Genomic DNA, 21,279 nt, shown 5'->3' with positions numbered 1-21,279 from the left:
CATCTCCCCCTCAAGGGGGGAGATTGGCAGTTCCGGCGCCGGTTCTTTCTTAGCAACGTCGAAGATTGGCGAAAGCGGAGACGAAAGCTTAATCTCCCCCCTTGAGGGCGAGATGTCCGGCAGGACAGAGAGGGTGAAGGAACTCGACCTATCCAGCCGCGCAATATTGCTCGACGATGCGGGATACGCACAAGTCACAGGGAGTAGCCCTCACACCTTCACCAACTGCTCCACCCGCCCCTTCTCGCCGAAGATGCGTAAATACCGCTTGATCTCCTTCTCGTCCCCCGTCGCCTTGGCGGGATTGTCGGAGAGCTTCACCGCTGGCCGACCGTTGGCCTCCGTCACCTTGCAGACCAGCGAAATCGCATCGAGGCTGTCGGTTTCGGTCGGGGCGCAGCCTTCGAAATCGTTGGTGAGGTTGGTGCCCCAGCCGAAGGACATGCGCACCTTGCCGCGAAAATGCCGGTAGGTCTCCTCGATGGTCTCGACCTCCAGACCGTCGGAGAAGATGAGCAGCTTCTGCTTGGGGTCCTTGCCCTTCTTGCGCCACCAGTCGATGATTTTTTCGCCGCCCTCGATCGGCGGCGCGCTGTCGGGACGGAAGCCGGTCCAGTCGGCGACCCAGTCGGGCGCGTCGCGCAAGAAGGAATCCGTGCCGAAGGCGTCCGGCAGCACGATCAGGAGATTGCCGCCATAATAGCGCTGCCAGTCCTGCAGCACCTTGTAGGGCGCCTCGCGCAACTCCGCCTCGGAATTGGCAAGCGCCGCGAAGACCATCGGCAGCTCATGCGCGTTGGTGCCGAGTGCTTCCAGGTCGTTGTCCATGGCCAGAAGCACGTTGGAGGTGCCGGTGAAGGCGTCGCCGATGCCTTCCTTCAGCGCCTCGACGCACCAGCGCTGCCACAGGAAGGAATGGCGGCGCCTGGTGCCGAAGTCGGAAATGCGGATGCCGGGCAGCGCCTTCAGCCGCTCGGTCTTGGCCCACATCTTGGCCTTGGCGCGGGCGTAGAGCACGTCCAGCGCGAACGGGCCGTAGGAGCGCATGGCCGCGCGGGAGCGCAGCTCGTTGATGATGGCCAAAGCCGGGATTTCCCAGAGCGTCGTGTACATCCAGGGGCCGGGGAAGGAGAGCTCGTACTGGCCGTCGCGCCTGGACAACTCGTAGTCCGGCAGCTGGAAATCCTCCAGCCAGGCGAGGAATTCCGGTTCGAAGATCTGCTTGCGGCCATAGAAGTTGTTGCCGCCCAACCAGATCATCTCCTTCTTGGAGAAGCGGAGCGTACGGGCATGATCGAGCTGCTCGCGGAGTTCCCCTTCGTCGATGTCGTCGGCGAGGCGCACCGAGGTCGTGCGGTTGATCAATGTGAAGGTGGCGTCGACCTTGGGATACATGCCCCAGATCATCTGCAGCATCAGCAGCTTATAGAAATCGGTGTCCAGCAGGCTGCGGACGATCGGGTCCAGCTTCCACGTGTGGTTATAGACGCGCCGCGCTATATCGGTCTTTGCCATGCTCGCTCATCCATAAAGCGCAGCGCACCGAAACGCAGGCGCCACGCTTCAAATCCTTGTTCGAGCAATTCCGGATGGAAGACCGCCGCGCGGTTTTCCTGGAATTGCCTTAGCCAACTGCCTCTTAGCATCGTATTTCCGAACGCGCTTGCTGCTTTGCAAGCTGGCCCGACAAAAAGCAGCTATGCAAGTCCAGCCATCAAGACGCGGTTCTGGCCCCGATAACCTTGAGCGACGGGCGTTTCCTGCGGCTGGGCACACGGCCGGCCACCGGCGCGTCGGCGCGGCCCTCGTCCTGCTCCTTCTCGGCGAACAGCCAGTCGACGAAAAGCTGGACGATCGGCGCCGAGCGCATCTCGTTGCGGCAGACGACGTAGAAATCGTCGACCGCCGGCACCGACAGGGTGAAGGGCGCGACGAGCATGCCCCTGGCGAGCAAGGCGCGCGCCGTGACGGAATCGCCGAGCGCCACGCCATGGCCGTGCACGGCGGCCTCCGTCGCCATGCGCGCATCGCCCAGATGGTGGCGGCGGCCGCGTTCCAGATCGAGCGCGTCGGCGGCGGCCAGCCAGGTGTGCCACTCGCGACCGTCGTCGCCATGCAGGAAGACATGATCGGCAAGGTCGCGCACGCTTCGGATCGGGCGGTTGTTGATCAGCGTCGGGCTGACCACGGGAAACAGTTCGAGCCCGGACCATTTGCGTATCCAGCAGTCGCTCCAGCTGCCGTCGCCATAATGCACGCAGACGTCGATGTCCGCGGCGCGGATGTCTTTGGGATCGTTGGACGGGATCAGCGTGAGCTGGATGTCGGGATATTGCGCGGTGAAGGAGCCGAGCCGCGGCGTCATCCAGAGCAAGAGCAGCGCCGGCACGCAGGATACCGACAGCGCACCGGCGCTTGCCGGCCGCGTCATCCGCTGCGTCGCGGCGGCGATGCCGTCGAAGGCGGCCGAGACCGCCGGCAGGAACTCGGCGCCATGCGGCGTCAGCTTCACGCGCTGGCCGGTGCGCTCGAAGAGCTTTACGCCGAGCGACTGCTCCAGCGCCTTGATCTGGTGGCTGACGGCGCCGTGGGTGACATTCAGCTCACCCGCCGCCTTGGTCAGCGAGGCGTGCCGCGCCGTGGCCTCGAAGGCGCGCAGCGGGTTCAGCGGCGGCAGGCGCTTGGCCATGGAAGGGCTCCTACATTGTGAGGTTTTCTCACAACCAGGACCCTAACAATATCAATTGATTTTTCAATGCGGCTGCCCGACACTTTTACCCGGAACAGCTTCAAGAGACGTGAAATCCGCAGCGCAGCCGGCGGGCAACGATCCAGCCCGACAACAGGCTGGCTTGGCAAATCGTCCATGCGGGCCACGCTGCAAGCAGGCAAGAGGAGGATTGGACATGGGTTACGATCGCGGCAAGCTCGAAGCGTTGCGCCGCAAATATGGCGATAGCCATGGCGGCGAGATGTTCGACCCGAAGTTCCGCAAGGTCGCCGACAAGATCTTCAACAAGTCGGGCACGCGCCTCGCCCCCTATTCCGGCATCCCGACCTTCCTCGCCGCGCCCTATCGCGAAATCGCCGCCGAGAACCCGGATTTCGGCGACCTGCAGGTGGCGATGATCGGCGTGCCGATGGATCTCGGTGTCACCAACCGCCCCGGCTCGCGGTTCGGGCCGCGCGCGCTGCGCGCCATCGAGCGCATCGGCCCCTACAATCATGTGCTGGAATGCGCGCCGACGCATGAGCTTCGCGTCGCCGACATCGGCGACACGCCGTTCCGCAGCCGTTACCGGCTGGAGATCAGCCACGAGGACATCGAAAAACGCACCAACCAGATCGTCGACGCCGGCGTGCTGCCGCTCTCGATCGGCGGCGACCACTCGATCAGTCATCCGATCCTGAAGGCGGTCGGCAAGAAAGCCCCGGTCGGCATGATCCATATCGACGCCCATTGCGACACCAGCGGGCTGTTCGACATGACCAAGTTCCACCACGGCGGGCCATTCCGCAACGCGGTGCTGGACGGCGTGCTCGATCCCTCGCGCACGATCCAGATCGGCATCCGCGGCTCGGCCGAATATCTGTGGGAGTTCACCTATGAGTCCGGCATGACGGTCGTGCATGCCGAGGAGGTGACCGGGCTCGGCATTCCGGCCATCATCGAGAAGGCGCGCAAAATCGTCGGCGACGGCCCGACCTACATCTCCTTCGACGTAGACAGCATCGATCCGGCCTTCGCGCCTGGCACCGGCACGCCGGAAGTCGGCGGTCTGACGACGCGCGAGGTGCTGGAGCTGCTGCGCGGGCTGAAGGGCCTCAACATCGTCGGCGGCGACGTCGTCGAGGTGGCGCCGCAATATGACGCGACCACCAACACCGCCCATGTCGGCGCGCAGGTCCTGTTCGAGATCCTGAGCCTGATGGTGTTCAGCCCCGCAATCAAAAAGGGCTAAAGCAAAACTAATTACGGCCGCCGCGCTGGAGCCGGCGGCCGGTTTCAACAACAAGCTTCCAGCAGGGGAACAACAATGACTCTTCATGCCAAGTTCAAATCATCCATCGCTGCGGCGCTGATGCTCGCGACGGCAGGCTTCGGCCTCGCCACCCAGGCCGCGAAGGCCGACGCCGTCGACGACATCACCAAGGCCGGCGCCATCAATGTCGGCATCTTCTCGGACTTCCCGCCCTTCTCCTCGGCCAGCGCCGACATGAGCATCAAGGGCTATGACGTCGACGTCGCGCAGGCGATCGCCGATTCACTCAAGGTGAAGCTCAACCTGGTCAGCGTCACCGGCCAGAACCGCATCCCTTATCTCACCGACAAGCGCGTCGATATTTTGATGAGCGTCGGCTACTCCAAGGAGCGTGAGCAGGTGATCGATTTCGCCGCCGCCTACGCGCCCTACTACATCGCCGTCATCGGCCCGGCCGAGCTCGCCGTCAAAGGCAAGGAAGACCTCGCCGACAAGTCGATCGCCGTCAACCGCGGCACGCTGGAGGACACCTCGCTGACCCAGGCGGCTCCCGCCTCCGCCGATATCCGCCGCTTCGACAACTACAATTCCGTCATCCAGGCCTTCATCTCCGGCCAGACCCAGCTGATGGTGGTTGGCAACGATGTCGGCGCCCAGGTGCTGGCCAAGCAGGATGCGCTGAAGCCGGAGCAGAAATTCCAGCTGCTCACCTCGCCCTCGCATATCGGCCTCAACAAGAACGAGGACCGGCTGAAGAAGGCGGTCAACGACGCCGTCGCCAAGATGCTGGCCGACGGCAAGCTCGACGAGAGTTCGAAGGCCTGGCTGAAGACGCCGCTCAATCCCGACAACCTCAAGGATTGATCTCCCGGGCGGTTCAGTTCGCATAAAGCGCTGAACCGCTCCCGCTTTTGTTTCCTGCGCAACGCGCTGTCCAACAAGGTCAATCGCCATGGGCTACAGCCTGGACTTCGGCTGGCTTGCGGGTGCGGCGGGCGCGATCGCGCGCGGCGCGGCGACGACGGTCCTTTTGATCGCCGTCACCACGCTCGCGGGAACCTTTCTCAGCATCCTCGGCGCTGCCGGCAAAAGAAACGGCCCCAAGCCGCTTCAGCTGGCGATCGGCTGTTATGTCGAGGTGATGCGCAACACGCCGTTCCTGGTGCAGCTGTTTTTCATCTTCTTCGGCCTGCCCAGCCTCGGCATCAGGCTCGACCCGATCCTGGCCGCGATGCTGGCGATGACGCTCAACATGGCCGCCTATACGATCGAGATCGTCGGCGCCGGGCTCGACGCGGTGCCGCGCGGCCAGACGGAGGCGGCGTTGGCGCTTGGGCTCAGGCCTCGCCAGGTGTTCGTCAAGATCGTGCTGCCGCAGGCGCTGAAAGTGATCTATCCTGCGCTGACCAGCCAGATCGTCATCATGATGCTGGAATCGGCCGTGGTGTCGCAGATCGCGGTGCGCGAGCTGACCTACGAGGCCGACATGCTGCAGGCGCGCACGTTTCGCGCCTTCGAGACCTATTTCGTCGTAACGATGGTCTATCTCGGCCTGTCGATGGGGCTGCGCCGGCTGCTGGTCGGCGGCGGGCGCCGCGTTCTTGGAGCCGGCGTGTCATGATCGAATTCACCTTCTGGGACATATTGCGCAACCTGCTGCTCGCAGCGCGCTGGACGGTGCTGTTGTCGCTCGCCGCCTTCGTCGGCGGCGCGCTGGTAGGGCTGGCGGTGCTGTTCTTCCGCATCGCCCGGAATAAATGGGTGAAGCGGATCGCTTCCGGCTATATCGCGCTGTTCCAGGGCACGCCGCTGTTGATGCAGCTGTTTCTGATGTTCTTCGGTCTGCCGATGCTCGGCCTTCGCATCGAGCCGTGGACGGCGGCGGTGCTCGGGCTGACCTTCTTCGCCAGCGCCTATCTGGCCGAGATCTGGCGCAGCGGCGTCGACGCGCTGCCGCGCGGCCAATGGGATGCCGGCGCCAGCCTCGGGCTGCATTATCTGCAGGAGCTTCGGCTGATCATCCTGCCGCAAGCCTTCGCGATCACCCGCGCGCCGACCGTCGGCTTCCTGGTGCAGCTCATCAAATCGACGGCGCTGACCTCGATCATCGGCTTCGAGGAACTGGTCAGGACCTCCAACGCCATCAACAACGCAACCTTCGAGCCGTTCAAGGTCTACGGGCTGGTGGCGCTGATCTTCTTCGTCCTGTGCTTCCCGCTGACGCAATATGCGCGGCGGCTGGAGCGGCGCGCAGGGGCGCGCTAGAAAGGCTGCCGGCTGGACCGGCAGCGTTTGTCGTCAATGCCCGAAGGACAGCGCCGGCGCGATCCGATCGCGCCGCAGCCAGCGCGCCAGCAAAAGCGCCGCCACCACGGCGAGCCCTGTGGCCAGGCCGATCCAGATGCCGACGCCGTTCAAGCCGAAGTGGAAGGCCAGCAGCACGCCGAGCGGCAGGCCGACGCCCCAATAGCCGATCGCCGCGTAGATCATCGGCACCTTGGTGTCGTGCAGGCCGCGCAGCATGCCGGCGGCCACCGCCTGGGCGCCGTCGAAAATCTGGAACAGGGCGGCAAATACAAGGAACGACACGGCCAAGGTGATCACCCTGGCATTGGCCGGATCGGCGAGATCGATGAAGGCGCTGATCAGCGCATGCGGCCACAGGATCATCACCAGGCCCATCAGCGCCATGAACGAGACGCCGATGACGAAGGCGGTCCAGCCGGCCCGCGAAACCCCTTCCGGATTGCCGGCGCCATGCGCCAGTCCGACCCGGACAGTGACCGCCTGGTTGAGCCCAAGCGGGACCATGAAGGAGATCGAGGCGATCTGGATGGCGATCGCGTGGGCGGCCAGCGAATCCGCGTCGATCAGGCCCATGAGCAGGGCCGCCGCGTTGAAGATCGTCACCTCGAAGGCGAGGATGCCGGCGATCGGCATGCCGAGCCTGAGCAGGCCGCGGAAACGCGGCCAGTCGGAGCGCCAGAAGCGCCCGAACAGACGGTACCGCCGGAACTTCTTCTCCTTGATCACCACCGCCGCCATGCCGATGAACATCAGCGTGCTGGACAAAGTGGTGGCGAGGCCGGAGCCCGCGATGCCCATCGACCTGATGCCGAGATTGCCGAACATGAACACCCAGTTGAAGAAGGCGTTGCAGGCGACCGCGACGAACACGATGATCAGCGCCCAGCCCGGCCGCTCCAGCGCCGAGATGAAGGAGCGCAGCACGATATAGAAATAGAAGGGCAGCACCGCCCATTGCAGCCAATGCAGGTAGATGCCGGCCTGATGCGCGAGCTCGGGCTTCTGGCCCATCGCCAAAAGCACCTCTTCGCCATGCGAGAGAAAAAGCCAGATCGGGATCGAGATAAGGATCGCCAGCCACAGTCCCTGGCGCACCGTGCGGCGCAGGTCGCGCACCGAATGACGGCGGCGGCCGAGCTCGGTCGCCATCATCGGCGAGGTCGCCAGCATCAGGCCGAGGCCGAAGATCAGCGGCATGAAATAGAGGTTGGAGCCGAGCGCCCCGGCGGCGAGCGTGTCGGACCCCAGACGGCCCATCATCATGACGTCGGTCGCGGTCATGGCGGTCTGGCCGAGATTGGTCAACACCATCGGCCAGGCGAGCGCGATCGTCGCCCTGATTTCCTGACGCCAAAGATTTTCCGGCGCGCGAGCGCCGGCTTCGATCGCAGACATTGTTCCGCTCTTTCAGAACACGGCGCGTCGGCCAAAGGGCCGGAAGCCGCACAGCAATGGCGCAAAATGGCGCCATTTGCGTCGCCTTGTGAACGAAATGCGACATGTTGGCAAGGGAGGAGGCCGGCTAGCGATTGATCCAGCCGCCGCCAGATGCGGCGGCGTTCAGGCCTCCGCGCGCGAAATCAGCGGTTTGCGGCCACCGAGTATATAGGCGACGGACTCCAGGATGATGCCGTTGGTGTTGATATCGCTGACCTCGATGCGCTTGCCCGTACGCTCAGACACTCCGGCGGAAAAACCCATTCCCTTCATCTTGGCGCGCTCCCTGACGTAGTCGACCAGCTTTTGCGCGTAGTCGCCCGGCCGGGCCGCGAGCCACAGATAGGCGCCCTTGGAATTTACCAGCCGCAGCGAGTCGGAAAGCTTCGCCGCCTTGTCGGGCGCGGAGGTCTTCAACGTGTCGACCGGGAAAATGCCGCCATCGTCGGTCAGTTGGTAGCCCTGATAGGTGAAGTAGGGAGGCCCTGCCATGGCGGACTCCGAGACGCAGGTCAGGATGCCGGTATCCTGGAAGCGTTTCATCTGGGCGGCGTAGAGGATATCGGCGATCAGGCGCCCGTGCGGCGATGCGCCCAGCTCGATTTCCTCGGTGACATGGGGCTCGGTCGCGATGCGGCCGCGCCGCTGCACTTCCGCGATGGTCGCGAGGGCGGCGTCCATATCGTTGCTCGGATCCGGCGTGGTGAAAACCGGCGCTATCGCCTCCCCCCACAGGCTGTATCCGCGACCGGCATAGCCGGCGTAGCTGTTTTCCTGGACCGACGAAATCCTGCCGGTATCGCTGACCACATGCATCTCGCCGTCCTTGAGGACCGGCCCGAACGACCAGTGCTGCACCAGCTTGAACACCGGAAAGGCGCCAGCCGTGTAGCTGTCCAGAATCTTCAGCGCGACCAACAGGCGTCCGGCGTCGGCGCTGTCGAAACCGTCGCGCTCGCCGCCCTTCGAGCTGAGCCGGCGCTCGGTATTGGGCAGCTTCACCCGCGCGAAGCTGAAATCACCCTGGCCCAGGAATGCGAGAATGCGATTTGTCATCTTCTCGAATGCGGTCTGGTCGATGATGCCCAGGCGGTGAGCCGAAACCGCCGCCAGGATGTTCGATCCGATATCCCACATCGTCGTGAACGGATATCCGGTCGACCTGCCAAATTCGACCCACGCCGTGGCGGGGGCCATGCCGTTGAAATTCTTGGCGCCCCAGTCGAAATAGGTCCAGGCCAGTTCGGCGTCGGCTTTCAACACGTCAGCATCCGGCTGCTGCGGATCGGGTCTTCTCCAGTCCTTCACCGATACGTCCGCACGCGCTTGCCTGATGCGATCCGCTTGCGGCATGGCCGGGCAGACGGCCCGGTAATATTCCGCGAAATTGACCAGCGTCGTGCCGGGCTCGCTCGACATCCTCGCGAAGGAGTCGAGGATAACCTTCTTTTTCTCCGGCGTGTTGGCGGTGTCCGGGTGGATGCAGAAGACCGCGTCATTATCCGCGCCGAGGTAATCGAAAAGCTGCTCCTCGGAGAAGTAGGGAATGTCGCCGGTCCAAGCACTTTCGAACTTGACCGTGTTGGACACGTGCAGGATTCCGCGCTTGTCCAGCCCGTTGAACCAGCGCAGGTCTCCCTTCTCCGCGGCGAACATCGGCGTCCCGGCGCCGGCTATGGCATCGAGCGTGTTGTCGTCGAAATCGTCGTTCGGGGGAATATAGGTCATCGGCAGCTTGCCGGTGGTGCGGTAGATTTCGCTCATGCAGTTTCTGATGAGGTCGACATCCTTCTCGAACGAATTTCCGAGCAGTTCGGACGGCGTATGGCGCCAGCCGTGCCCTGCGATATCGAACCGCCGCTCGGCGGACATCGATCGCAGATAGGCTTTGCAGCGCTCGTCCGCGGAAAGCATGCCTGTTTTGGGAGCCGGAATGATAGCGTCGGTAACTGGATAGCCGGCTTCAATAAGGCCGCGAACGAAGGCCATGTGGCTCGGGTCGGTATCCATGTCGACACGCAGGTCGTCCACCCGGACCACGATGTAGCGCCTGGCGGTGTCGCGGCTTTGCGCATAGAGCTTCTGCGGCGCCAGGACACGCACGGCGCCGGTTGCGGTGGCTGCCAGCACCGCTTTGGCGACACCGGCCGCATAGCCAGCCGCGTCGACGACGGACAGACCGGCCAGCGCCGCAAAGGGGATTTCGACGACAATCGGATCGTTGCTGGCGGCAAGAGCCATGATGTTTTGCGCAAGCGTGTCCGGCGCCGTCAGGGCGAGCGTCCCATTGCCCGATGTGGCGGAGGTGCGCGCCGAGGCAAAGGTGTTCACAAGGCCGGTGCTGCTCGTCCAGTAACCCCCATCCGAGGGCAGCGAGCCCACCTTGTCGTCCTGCGCTCCCGCGAGACGGATGACGGTGCGGATGCCGGCGGACCGCATCGATGCGGCGTCTTGAAGCGATTGCAGCGGCTGATTGGTGGTCAGCGTCAGCGCGGTGATGACAGCCTTGGCCTTGTAGCGCTCGAACGCGTTGATCATGTGCGAGAACGCGGCCTGCATTTCGCCGGCCTGACGGGCCTGAAGATAGGGATCGTCCGCCGCGATTGTCGCGGCATGGACGCCGAATTCAATGGCGTCCGGAGCCATTTCCACGGACTGCCTGATCCAGTTGGCCAAACCGGAATTGTAGTCCGGGATGTTGCTGGGGTCGCCGGCCATGTCGATGGTCATGGCGATTGGCAGCGTCGCGGACGAGAAGGCATTTGCGACAGCGCCGAGCTTGCCTGTATCGGCGCCGGCGTCGACGCCGCTGACGATCACCATCAGCGGATTGGGCAGGCGCGCCGCAGCCGTGGCGGCGACACTTCGGCCAGCAACGGCCAGAAGCGGGATGCTGATGCCGCCGAGAAGAACCGAACGCCGGCTTATGTTCATGAGTGCCTCCTGTCGGCAGCGGGGATCGCGTATCGCGCCGGGCTCACCCAGCGGCCATCGGATTTAGCGGTGAAGGATTTGACCAGGGCGCGCAGGAAAAGCGCGGCGTCGAGAAGCCGGATGGCCGGAAAGGCGATGCCGTAGAGCATCAGGCTCGGCCGTCGCTCGATGATCGCGACGACAAAAGTGAGCGCATAGTCGACCGCGAGGAACAGAGCGAGGAGAATGAGCGGCGAGACCGGCCGTATCGCCAATTGGCCGACCGACAATGCGGGGACTTCAAAGCCTGTCGTCAGATACGCCAGGGTGGCCAGGGGCAAAGCGAGGGCGAAAATCGATATGACGAGCAGTTCCGCCAGCAAGCCGCCGAGCGAAAGCCAGAAACGGCTTGGCCAGACCCCGTGCCGGCGCACCGTCTGCCAGAAGCCCAGATACCAGCGTTGCACCTGCTTGCGGTAGTCGGAGAGGTTGAACGGATCCTCCGACGAGCACCGCGCCCTCGGCGTATAGGCGACGCGGCCCAGCCCTTTGTGCTGCACCTCGAAGGTCATGTTGAAGTCTTCGATCACGAGGCCCGGGGCGGTGATGTCGATCTGGGTCAGCGCCTGGGTGCGATACATGCTTGCAAAGCCGGGCGCGATATAGCTCACTCCGGTCCATTTCCAGGACTGGCCATACTGGAACGCGGTCTGCAGGACCCTGTAGAGACGCGTCCGATAGGCGGCGAAGAGCATATCCAGCGTCGGCAAGCGTTGATCGCGCCAGCGCGAGAGAACATGGCCCGCGACGACGCAGACGCCCGGATCGTCGAACAGCGGAAGAGCGTAATCGAGATAGCGCGGGTCGATTTCGGAATCGGCATCCTGGATCAGCACGGCCTTGAACCGCTCGCAAAGGCGATAGTGCTTGATGGCCCGGTCTATGGCCTTGGCCTTGCCCCCGTTGGGCCGGATGTCGAGTGCCCTGCAGCCCATGCTCCGGGCGATGGAGACCGTGGCGTCTTTCGATCCGTCGCTGGCGACGTAGATCTGCCGAGCCGGGATGATCGCCTTGAGGGCGGCAATGCATTTGGGAAGCGCGATCTCTTCATTATGCGCGGGGATGACGACCGCGACATCGGCGACCTTAATCGCGCGAGGGCCAGCGGCTGCCTTGCGGCTTCCCAGCTCGGTGATGAAACGCAGCAGCCCGACCGTGCACCAGAACGTGATGTTGATGCCCAGCGACGCGCTGAGCACCATCAAGATGACATTGAGGACGGCCGTCGCGCTCATGGCTAAGCGAGCTGCGGCGCATCGCCCAGGACCAGGGCGCGGTCGGTCTTGCCATGCGCTGGGAAGGCCGGACGAGCCGGCTTGATGCCCAGCGAGCGAAGCAGGTCCTGATAGCTCTGGCGGATACCGGCTTCCAATGAGATGCTCGGTCGCCAGCCGAGGGCCCGGAGCTTGGTCGTATCCGGCCAGCGGCCGCGGTGGTCCTCGATGAAATGGTCGCGAAAGACCGCTTCGCCGGCGAGGCCGGTCGCCTTCTTCACCGTGGCGAAGAGATCGCGGACCGTGATCTGCTCGTCGCCGCCGACATTGTAGACTTCACCGCTGACGCCTTTCTCGACGACCGTGAGAAGTCCGTTCACGAGATCGTCGACGTGCAGGAAGGTTCGCGTCTGCGTTCCGTCGCCATAGATCGGCACGGGCTGGCCGGCGATGAGGCGGGTCAACATCTGCGGGATGACACGCTGGTCCTTGGGCGACATGGCGGGACCATAGGTGTTGAAGATGCGCACGATGCGCACCTCGATACCGTATTTGCCGCCCCAGAAGCGGGTCAGAGCCTCGCCGAAACGCTTGCCTTCCTCGTAAGGACTGCGCGGCCCGACGGGATCGACCCGCCCGACATAAGTCTCGGGTTGCGGGAAGACGTCCGGATCGCCGTAAGCCTCGGCGGTGCTGGCGAACAGATATGTCGCCTTGCACCTGCGGGCGATCTGCAACAGGTTCAGCGTCCCGGCGGACGAAGCCATGAGCATCTGCTCGCCCAGCCGCCTGATGTTGGGAACGCCCGTGGGACAGGCCAGATTGTAGACGTGGCTGTATCGACGGCGCTGCAACCGCCGGCAAATTGCCGGATCGGCGACATCCATCTTGATGAAGCCGAAGTTCGGGTGGCGCGACAGCTGGTCGACATTCGCCTGGCGACCGGTAGAGAGATTGTCGACGACATCGACATGCGCGCCCTGACCGAGAAGGCGACGGGCAAGGTTGGTTCCGAGACACCCCGCGCCGCCCGCGATAAGGTACCTCACTTCGTTGCTGTTCATGCTCATCGAGCGACAATCCTCACTTGCATAAAGAAGAAAGCCGCACCCTCATTGTGCGCCCTTCCTTCATCAAACGAGGATTTCCCCAGGCAACGCAACTGATAGTTAATAATATGCTAAACGACAGTGGTTAATTACCGCATTGTAATCGTTGCCTTTTTTGAGATTCACTTTTCAACGCGGCCTAAAACGACGCAGCTGTGTGCGAAATCGGTACAACCAGCGCGCTTGACAATCCGCAGGATCTTGATCCGCGCAGGTCGCGGCTTCCCCTGACTTTGCGGGCTCCGCGCAAGGCTCAGGCGCGGCAGAAACGTCGTGGCACAAGAGTTGCATAGCGACCTGCGGCAACGTGGGGTTATGACGCCGGCTACAGAAGTCCTGTTCCGTCAGAATTCACGTCATTGCAATGAGCGCCGGTTCCGGACCAGCGCCACTGATGGAGGCAACAATGGCTTTGGTCGAGCAGGCTCGCGGCGCGACAATTCATTCAAGACTTGAATCACGGACAGCCACGATCGGCGTCATAGGGCTTGGCTATGTCGGACTGCCGCTAGCCGCGGTGGCGGCGCGGGCCGGCTTCCGGGTGATCGGCTTCGATATCGACAACAGTAAGGTCGAGAGACTGAAGATGGGCCGCTCCTATATCGGCGCCGTTACCGACGAGGCGCTGCAGGACATCAGCGCCAGCGGATCTTTCCAGGCGACATCGGATTTCGCGGCCCTCGAAGAATGCGATGTCATATCCATATGCGTCCCGACGCCGCTGACAAAACAGCGCGAGCCGGACCTTTCCTTCGTGGAAGGAACAACGCGCGCCATCGCGGCTCATCTGCGCAAGCATCAGTTGATCGTGCTGGAATCGACCACCTATCCCGGCACCACCGACGAGGTGATGAAGCCCATACTGGAAGCGACGGGCTACAAATCCGGCAGGGATTTCTTCCTCGGTTATTCGCCCGAGCGCGAGGATCCGGGCAGCATCGGCTTCGAAACAGCCACCATTCCGAAGGTCGTCGCCGGCGACGGGCCGATCGCCGCGAAACTGGTGGCGCTCTTCTACGGCGCGATCGTGGAGAAGGTGGTGCCCGTCTCCAGCATCAAGGTGGCTGAAGTGGTGAAGCTGACGGAAAACATTTTCCGCGCCGTCAACATCGCCTTGGTCAACGAGCTCAAGGTGATCTATTCCGCGATGGGGATAGACATCTGGGAAGTCATCGAGGCGGCGAAGACGAAGCCTTTCGGCTACATGCCGTTCTATCCCGGCCCGGGGCTCGGCGGACATTGCATCCCGATCGACCCCTTCTACCTGACCTGGAAGTCGCGCGAGTTCGAAGTGTCGACGAAGTTCATCGAGCTTGCCGGCGAGATCAACGTCTCCATGCCGCACTACGTCATGTCGAAGCTGTCGGAAGCCCTCGACACGCAGCTTGGCCTGCCGCTGAGCCAGGCAGCCATCCTGATCGTCGGCGTCGCCTATAAGAAGAACGTGTCGGACGTGCGCGAAAGCCCGGCGCTCAAGCTGATCGAGCTGCTCGAGACACGCGCCGCCGACATTGCCTATCACGACCCCCACGTCGCGCGCATACCGAAGACGCGCAAGCACCCGACGCTGGCCGGCAAGGATTGCATCCGCCTCAACCGCGACTCCATCGCTGCCTATGACGCGGTCGTCATCGTCACCGATCACGACGGGGTCGACTACGGGCTCCTGGCAAATCATTCGCGCCTGATCATCGACACGCGCAATGCCATGCAGCGCAACGGCATCGTCTGCGACCGGGTGGTGAAAGCCTAGAGCGGCTCGCCGGAGACAGCCTCGGATTGGCGCCAAGGCTCGTTCACTTGGCTGAGCCAGCCTGCTACGGATTGCTCTGATGCGGACAGCCGGCGCGCCACGCCGGGAGGAATGGATGCCGTTCAGACGCAGAAAGAACACGGCCGCGATCCCGCGCACGGTGCCCGCCTTCGAGCACATCGTGACGGAGGCCAGCGACAGTTTCCTGTGGCGGCTGGACGACTATCCGTGGGAGCGCAATGTCTGGAATTTCCATCCGGAATACGAGATCCATCTGCTCAGGAAATCGTCCGGCGTCGTGCTGGTCGGCGACCATATCGGCGAATTCGGGCCAGGCTACCTGACCATCGTCGGCGGCGGCTTGCCGCATGACTGGGTGACGGCGGTGCAGCCGGGCGAGCTGATCGAAGGCCGCGATATCGTGCTGCAATTCGATCCCGAGCGGCTGCGCGGCTCGGCCGGGCTGCTGCCGGAACTGCGCGAGCTGGAGCCGTTCCTGGAACGCTCGCTGCGCGGCATGGTCTTCCATGGCCAGACCGCGCTCGACGGCGCCGAGCTGATGGAACGGATGGGAGAGGTGCATGGGCTGGCAAGGTTCCGCCTGTTCCTCGAACTGCTGGACCTCCTGGCCACCACAGACGAATACGCGCTGTTGTCGTCGCCGGATTTTTCCCCACTTCTCGACGCCGAGTCGCTCGACATCATCCAGCGGTCGCTAACCTATCTGTTCCAGCACTTCGCCGAGGATTTGAAGCTGCCCGACGTGGCTCAATTGGCCGGGATGAGCGAAAGCACCTTCTCGCGTTTCTTCCAGAAGAACACCGGCAATTCGTTCAGCGACCATGTCGCCAAGCTGAGACTCTGGCAGGCCTGCAAGCTGCTCGCCGATACCGAGATCCCGATCACCGACATCTGCTTCCAGGTCGGCTATATGAACATATCCAACTTCAACCGGGCCTTCCTGCGCAAGCACAAGATGACGCCTTCGTCCTACCGCAAGCTGTCGCGGCAGCGGCTGACGCTGCGGGCCTGATCAGGCCAGGTCCGACCACTTCTGCTGGTACTGATACTCGTGTGACGAGCAGACTCTGCCATCGCCATATTTTGCGCCGCACAATGCATAAAAGTACAGGTCTGCTGCAACGGGCCTTCTAGTCTCGCTCCTTCCAACCGCTCATTTTGGCGACGGATGGGAAGTCACAAAGGCGACGGTGAGGGTCGCTTAGCCCAAGGACTTCCTGCTTCCGCGAGTGTTCCTGGAGGAGAAAGTTCAATGAATTCAAATCGGCTAGCTGCCAGCCTCGGCGCAGCGTTCGTGCTTACCGCTTCCGTTTCAACCGCAGCACTTGCCCAGGCGCCGGTCTGCTCCGCGCCGGTCAAGGTGCTGGCGCAACCGCGCGACGGCCTGACGCTGCTGGAGGACTCCAAGGACGAGTTCAAGAAACTCTCCGGCGCCTCGTTCCAGATCGACTACCTCAACGAAAACGACCGCCGCGCCAAGTCGCGCGCCGACGCCTCCACCGTCGGCAATTACAACGTCTATTATGTCGACGAGGCCAATGTGGCGCTGTTCGCGTCCTCGGGCTGGATCGTGCCGCTGACCGATTATTATCCGGCCGACTACGACTACGCCGATTTCGACCCGGGCCGCCAGAAGGTCGCCACCTATGACGGCAAGGTGTGGTTCGCCCCGCTGACCGGCGGCGGCGACCTGATGGTCTACCGCAAGGACGTGCTGGAGGCCGCCGGCATCCAGCCGCCGAAGACGCTGGACGAGCTGATCGCCGACGTGCCGAAGCTCACCAATGCCGACAAGGGCATGTATGGCATTGCGCTGCGCGGCGCGCGCGGCTCGGGCGCCAATGTCTGGCGCTGGATGCCGTTCTTCAAGGCCTATGGCGGCAAGTGGTTCGACGGCGACAAGCCGGCTTTCAATTCGGACGCCGCCGTGAAGGCGACGGAGACCTACCTGAAGCTGTTCAAGGACTCGGCGCCCGGCACGCAGACCGGCAGCTGGGATGAATCGACCGGCGCCTTCCTGTCCGGCCAGGTCGCCATCCTCGTCGAATCGACGCCGCTGTCGGGCATGGCGGTGGACCCCAAGACCTCGCAGGTGGTCGGCAAGGTCGGCTTCCTGCCGCCGCCCTCGCCGCTGCCGGGCGGCGGTTACGGCCACGGACTCGCCATCGGCACCAAGGCCAATGCGGATGACGCCGCGAAGAAATGCGCCGGCCTGTTCATCGCCTGGGCGACGTCCAAGGAGAGCGAGAAACGCCGGCTCGACGCGCATCAGTTCGGCGAGCTCAACCGCACCAGCATCCTCACCAGCAAGGAATTCGCCGACATCTATGGCGCCGATCTCGGCAAGGCTCTGGCCGATACCGGCAAGGTGACGGCGGTGAACTTCTGGCAGGATCCGCGCTGGCCGGATCTCGGCGACCGCTGGGGCATCATCCTGGAGGAACTGGTCACCGGCACCCGCACCGACATCAAGGGCGGCCTCAACGAGCTCGAGGCCTATGCCAACGAGCTGGTGAAGAAGAAGTAATCCTCCCGCCCGCGGCGCGCGATCCACGGCATTCGAAGGAATGGCGGGATCCGCGCCGCGGGATCTTCACCAGACAGCAGCAAAATCCGAGGACAGGCCATGCGCCGACGCTCTTCCCTGCCAGTCACATTTCTCGTTCCGACTTTGGCCATCCTTCTGGTGCTGTCGATGGTGCCGACGCTCTACGCCATCGTCATCGCGCTGCAGAACCGCGAGCTGAGCACGACGGGCTATTCCTGGGTCTGGTTCTCGAACTTCGCCGATCTCTTTACCGACCGCCGCTTCCTCAACGCCGTCTGGGTCTCGGTGAAATGGGAGATCGTCACGGTCGTGGCGACGATGGTGGTGGCGATCGGACTGGGTGTCCTGATGTTCGAGGCCGCCGGCCCGCGCATGCGCAATTTCTATTGCCTCCTGTTCATCGTCCCGGTGCTTTTGCCGCGTGTGTCGGCCGCCTTCGTGTGGAAGTTCGCCTATCACCCGCTCTACGGCATCGCCACCTATCCCTACCGGCTGATCACCGGCGGGCTGATCTTCGACCCGCTGTCCAAGCCGGCAACCGCGCTGTTCGCCGTCGCTTCGGTGGATGTCTGGCAATGGGGGCTGTTCTTCGCCGTCATCGTGCTGAAGCGGCTCGAGACCTTGCCGCCACAGCCGATCGAGGCGGCCAGGCTCGACCACGCCAGGCGCTGGCAGATCCATGCCTATGTGACCTTGCCGATGCTGAAAGCGCCGCTGATCAGCCTGATGTTCGTCAAGATGATCGAGTCGCTGCGCTCCTTCGACCTCATCTATGTGATGACGCGCGGCGGGCCGGGCGTCGCGACCGAGACCCTCGACATGTACGCCTTCTCGCAGGGCTTCATCGAATCCGGCAAGGTCTCCTACGCCTCGGCCATGGCGGTGCTGATGATGATCGCGACGGTCATCACCTTCACCATGCTTTGGAAGCGGGTGCAGGCATGAAGCCCTATCCGATAAGACTGGGCCGCCTGATCGCCAAGGCCGTCCTGGCGCTGGCCGGATTCCTGGCCGTGTTCCCGCTGGTCTGGACGGCGCTCAACGCGATGAAGAACAATGTCGACATCATCACGCGGGTGCCGAAGGTGATCTTCACGCCGACGCTCGCCAACATCAGCTACATCCTCGGCCGCGACAGCGTGCTCACCGGCCTCTACAACTCGGTCGTCGCCTGCGGCTCGGCGGTGCTGATCGGCATCGCGCTCGGCCTGCCGGCGGCCTATGCCGTGGCGCGCTATCCGAACCGCTTTGCCGGCGACATCCAGTTCTTCGTCCTGTCGCTGCGCTTCCTGCCGCCGGTGGCGGTCGCCATTCCGCTGATGGTGATCTGGTTGCAGGTCGGCCTTTACGACACTTTGCCGGCGTTGATCGTCACCTATTCGCTGCTCACCATCTCGGTGATCATGTGGCTCGCGATTCCCGCCTTCCAGGGCGTGCCGAAGGAGATCGAGGAAGCCGCCTTCGTCGACGGCTACGGCGCCTATTCGGTGTTCTGGCGGATCGCGCTTCCCGTGGCGGCGCGCTCGCTGATAGGCGCCATCGCCTTCAGCTTCGTGCTGGTCTGGAACGAGTTCCTGATCGCGCTGATGCTGTCGAGCTCCAACGCCAAGACACTGCCAATCGTCGCTTCCGAGCTGTCGCAGCAAGGCATGAACGTGCCGTGGGGCATCCTCAATGCCTCGGTCGTGCTGCTGTCGCTGCCGCCGCTGCTGTTTCTCGGTGTTTTGAGCGGCTTCCTGAATTCCGTTTTCCGGCAAAAGAAAAATTGAAGCGAGGCTTACCCGATGCGGGCACTGGTGCTTGAGAAAAAAGGCGAACTGTCGCTGCGCGAGATCGCGCTGCCGCAGGACGTCGGACCGGACGACGTCAGGATCGCCATCCACACGGTCGGGGTCTGCGGCAGCGACGTGCATTACTACACGCATGGCGCCATCGGCAGCTACATCGTGCGCCAGCCCATGGTGCTCGGCCACGAGGCGTCGGGCACGATCGTCGAGGTTGGCGCCAATGTCGCGAGGCTGAAGGTCGGCGACCGGGTCTGCATGGAGCCCGGCGTGCCGAATCTTTCGTCACGCGCGACGAAGCTCGGCATCTACAATGTCGATCCGGACGTCCGTTTCTGGGCCACGCCGCCGGTGCATGGGGTGCTCGCGCCCTACGCCGTTCACCCGGCGGCCTTCACCTACAAATTGCCGGACAATGTCTCCTTCGCCGAAGGCGCGATGGTCGAGCCCTTCGCCATCGGCATGCAGGCGGCGGCGCGCGCCCGCATCGTGCCCGGCGACGTCGCAGTCGTCGTTGGCTGCGGCCCGATCGGCATCATGATCGCCTTGGCCGCGCTGGCGGGCGGCTGCTCCAAGGTGCTGATCTCGGACTTCTCCGCGCCGAAGCTTGCGATCGCCGCCCAGTATCCGGGCATCGTGCCGGTCAATATCGGCGAGCAGTCGCTGGTCGATGCGGTGCGATCCGCGACCGACAGTTGGGGGGCCGACATCGTGTTCGAGGCGAGCGGCAGCCCGAAGGCCTTCGCCAATCTGTTCGACATCGTGCGGCCGGGCGGCGCGGTGGTGCTGGTCGGGCTGCCGGTGGAGGCGGTCGAGCTCAACGTCCCGGCGGCCATTTCGAAGGAAGTGCGCATCGAGACCGTGTTCCGCTACGCCAACATCTTCGACCGCGCTTTGCAATTGATCGGCTCCGGCAAGGTCGACCTCAAGCCGCTGATCACCGGCACCTATGATTTCTCCGAGAGCATCAAGGCGTTCGAGCGGGCGGCGCAAGGCAAGCCGCAGGACGTCAAGCTGCAGATCCTGCTGACCGGCGAGAAGGGATAAGGGATGTCCGCGATCGTTTGCTCCCATGTCGACAAGGCCTATGGCGCCACGAGCGTCATCCGCGATCTGAACCTGTCGATCGAAGAGCATGAATTCGTCGTGTTCCTCGGACCCTCCGGCTGCGGCAAGTCCACGCTGCTCAGGATGCTGGCGGGGCTGGAGGATATCAGCGGCGGCGAGGTGTCGATCGGCGGCAAGGTGGTGAACGATCTCGACCCCGGCGACCGCGGCATCGCCATGGTGTTCCAGAATTATGCGCTCTATCCGCATATGACCATCTTCGACAACATCGCCTTCGGGCTGAAGCGGCAGAAGGTGCCGGCGGCCGACATCAAGAAACGGGTCGAGGCGGTTTCGCGGACACTCGGCCTGGAGCCCTATCTCGGGCGCAAGCCGACCGAGCTTTCCGGCGGCCAGCAGCAGCGCGTGGCGATCGCGCGCGCCATGATCAAGACGCCGAAAGTGTTCCTGTTCGACGAGCCGCTCTCCAATCTCGATGCCAAGCTGCGCAACCACATGCGCGTCGAGATCGCCAGGCTGCACCAGTCGCTGAAGACGACGACCGTCTATGTCACGCATGACCAACTCGAGGCGATGACGCTGGCCGACCGCATCGTGCTTCTGAAGGACGGCGTGATCGAGCAGATCGGCTCGCCGGCGGAGATCTATCGCCGCCCCGGCAACCTGTTCGTGGCCGGCTTCATCGGCACGCCCAACATGAACTTCATCGAGGCCATGGTCGGCCGGAAAGGGGATGGCTGGACGCTGACCGGCGCCGGCACGGTGCTGTCGCTGCAAGGCAGCGACTTCCATCTCACCCACGGCGATCGCGTGATGCTCGGCATCCGGCCTCCGGATCTGAAGACGGCACAAGCCGGCACAGCAAACCTGTTGCAAGGCACCGCCGACCTCATCGAGTTCCACGGCAACGACGCGCTGGTGACGTTCGGATCGGGCGGCAAGGAGATCAGCGCGCTGGTGCCGGCCCGCGAATGCCCCGAGCCGCGCGCGCCCGTGCGCTACACGTTCGACGAGGAGAGCCTCCATCTGTTCGACGCGGAGACCGGCAAGTCGCTGCGCAGACAATAGACGGATAGAGCGTT

17 protein-coding genes are annotated in these 21,279 nt (G+C 63.6%); 11 read left to right on the top strand and 6 right to left on the bottom strand.

The window, feature by feature from the left end; genetic code table 11:
* Positions 1-210: 210 nt before the first annotated feature.
* Positions 211-1,515: a nicotinate phosphoribosyltransferase gene (gene pncB / locus LB572_RS32605; RefSeq protein WP_140802173.1), complete on the bottom strand. Its 1,305-nt coding sequence runs from the start codon at positions 1,513-1,515 to the stop codon at positions 211-213.
* A gap of 199 nt (positions 1,516-1,714) precedes the next feature.
* Complete coding sequence (gene gcvA / locus LB572_RS32600) at positions 1,715-2,689, bottom strand: transcriptional regulator GcvA (protein ID WP_224670676.1); 975 nt, start codon at positions 2,687-2,689, stop codon at positions 1,715-1,717.
* A 217-nt stretch (positions 2,690-2,906) separates the two neighbouring features.
* Between gcvA and speB the strand changes: the two genes are divergently transcribed.
* The 4 genes from speB to LB572_RS32580 all read left to right on the top strand — a co-directional run bounded on the left by speB (position 2,907) and on the right by LB572_RS32580 (position 6,248).
* A complete protein-coding gene (gene speB, locus LB572_RS32595) occupies positions 2,907-3,962 on the top strand; it encodes an agmatinase (protein WP_224670675.1) in 1,056 nt (351 codons plus the stop codon).
* 75 nt (positions 3,963-4,037) lie between these two features.
* Positions 4,038-4,847, top strand: a complete 810-nt coding sequence (locus tag LB572_RS32590) for a transporter substrate-binding domain-containing protein (RefSeq protein ID WP_140802170.1) — start codon at positions 4,038-4,040, stop codon at positions 4,845-4,847.
* Between the two features lie 88 nt (positions 4,848-4,935).
* Entirely contained in the window at positions 4,936-5,604 is a 669-nt protein-coding gene (locus LB572_RS32585) for an amino acid ABC transporter permease (RefSeq protein ID WP_224670674.1), read from the top strand.
* Positions 5,601-6,248 (top strand): amino acid ABC transporter permease, encoded by a 648-nt coding sequence (locus LB572_RS32580; RefSeq protein ID WP_224670673.1) that lies wholly within the window; start codon positions 5,601-5,603, stop codon positions 6,246-6,248. The genes LB572_RS32585 and LB572_RS32580 overlap by 4 nt, the downstream gene beginning before the upstream one ends.
* A 33-nt stretch (positions 6,249-6,281) precedes the next feature.
* Here the strand turns inward: LB572_RS32580 and LB572_RS32575 are convergent, their stop codons facing one another.
* The 4 genes from LB572_RS32575 to LB572_RS32560 all read right to left on the bottom strand — a co-directional run bounded on the left by LB572_RS32575 (position 6,282) and on the right by LB572_RS32560 (position 12,984).
* On the bottom strand, positions 6,282-7,685 hold the full coding sequence (locus LB572_RS32575; protein WP_224670672.1) for an MATE family efflux transporter: 1,404 nt from the start codon (positions 7,683-7,685) through the stop codon (positions 6,282-6,284).
* A 165-nt stretch (positions 7,686-7,850) separates the two neighbouring features.
* On the bottom strand, positions 7,851-10,661 hold the full coding sequence (locus tag LB572_RS32570) for a DUF3131 domain-containing protein (protein WP_224670671.1): 2,811 nt from the start codon (positions 10,659-10,661) through the stop codon (positions 7,851-7,853).
* Positions 10,658-11,935, bottom strand: a complete 1,278-nt coding sequence (locus LB572_RS32565) for a glycosyltransferase (protein ID WP_224670670.1) — start codon at positions 11,933-11,935, stop codon at positions 10,658-10,660. The genes LB572_RS32570 and LB572_RS32565 overlap by 4 nt, the downstream gene beginning before the upstream one ends.
* Positions 11,936-11,937: 2 nt before the next feature.
* Complete coding sequence (locus tag LB572_RS32560) at positions 11,938-12,984, bottom strand: NAD-dependent epimerase/dehydratase family protein (RefSeq protein WP_224670669.1); 1,047 nt, start codon at positions 12,982-12,984, stop codon at positions 11,938-11,940.
* A gap of 445 nt (positions 12,985-13,429) precedes the next feature.
* Between LB572_RS32560 and LB572_RS32555 the strand changes: the two genes are divergently transcribed.
* The 7 genes from LB572_RS32555 to LB572_RS32525 all read left to right on the top strand — a co-directional run bounded on the left by LB572_RS32555 (position 13,430) and on the right by LB572_RS32525 (position 21,265).
* On the top strand, positions 13,430-14,776 hold the full coding sequence (locus tag LB572_RS32555; protein WP_140802164.1) for a nucleotide sugar dehydrogenase: 1,347 nt from the start codon (positions 13,430-13,432) through the stop codon (positions 14,774-14,776).
* A 115-nt stretch (positions 14,777-14,891) separates the two neighbouring features.
* Complete coding sequence (locus LB572_RS32550; RefSeq protein ID WP_140802163.1) at positions 14,892-15,809, top strand: AraC family transcriptional regulator; 918 nt, start codon at positions 14,892-14,894, stop codon at positions 15,807-15,809.
* Between the two features lie 240 nt (positions 15,810-16,049).
* A complete protein-coding gene (locus LB572_RS32545) occupies positions 16,050-17,324 on the top strand; it encodes an ABC transporter substrate-binding protein (RefSeq protein ID WP_224670668.1) in 1,275 nt (424 codons plus the stop codon).
* A gap of 99 nt (positions 17,325-17,423) precedes the next feature.
* Complete coding sequence (locus LB572_RS32540) at positions 17,424-18,290, top strand: carbohydrate ABC transporter permease (RefSeq protein ID WP_224670667.1); 867 nt, start codon at positions 17,424-17,426, stop codon at positions 18,288-18,290.
* On the top strand, positions 18,287-19,114 hold the full coding sequence (locus LB572_RS32535; RefSeq protein WP_224670666.1) for a carbohydrate ABC transporter permease: 828 nt from the start codon (positions 18,287-18,289) through the stop codon (positions 19,112-19,114). The genes LB572_RS32540 and LB572_RS32535 overlap by 4 nt, the downstream gene beginning before the upstream one ends.
* Positions 19,115-19,129: 15 nt before the next feature.
* Positions 19,130-20,176, top strand: a complete 1,047-nt coding sequence (locus tag LB572_RS32530; RefSeq protein ID WP_224670665.1) for an NAD(P)-dependent alcohol dehydrogenase — start codon at positions 19,130-19,132, stop codon at positions 20,174-20,176.
* A 3-nt stretch (positions 20,177-20,179) separates the two neighbouring features.
* A complete protein-coding gene (locus LB572_RS32525) occupies positions 20,180-21,265 on the top strand; it encodes an ABC transporter ATP-binding protein (RefSeq protein WP_224670664.1) in 1,086 nt (361 codons plus the stop codon).
* The last annotated feature ends 14 nt before the right edge of the window (positions 21,266-21,279 follow it).

It is taken from the genome of Mesorhizobium sp. BH1-1-5 (assembly GCF_020165615.1).
Classification (GTDB): Bacteria; Pseudomonadota; Alphaproteobacteria; order Rhizobiales; family Rhizobiaceae; genus Mesorhizobium.
This window is presented reverse-complemented; position numbering and strand designations above follow the sequence as displayed.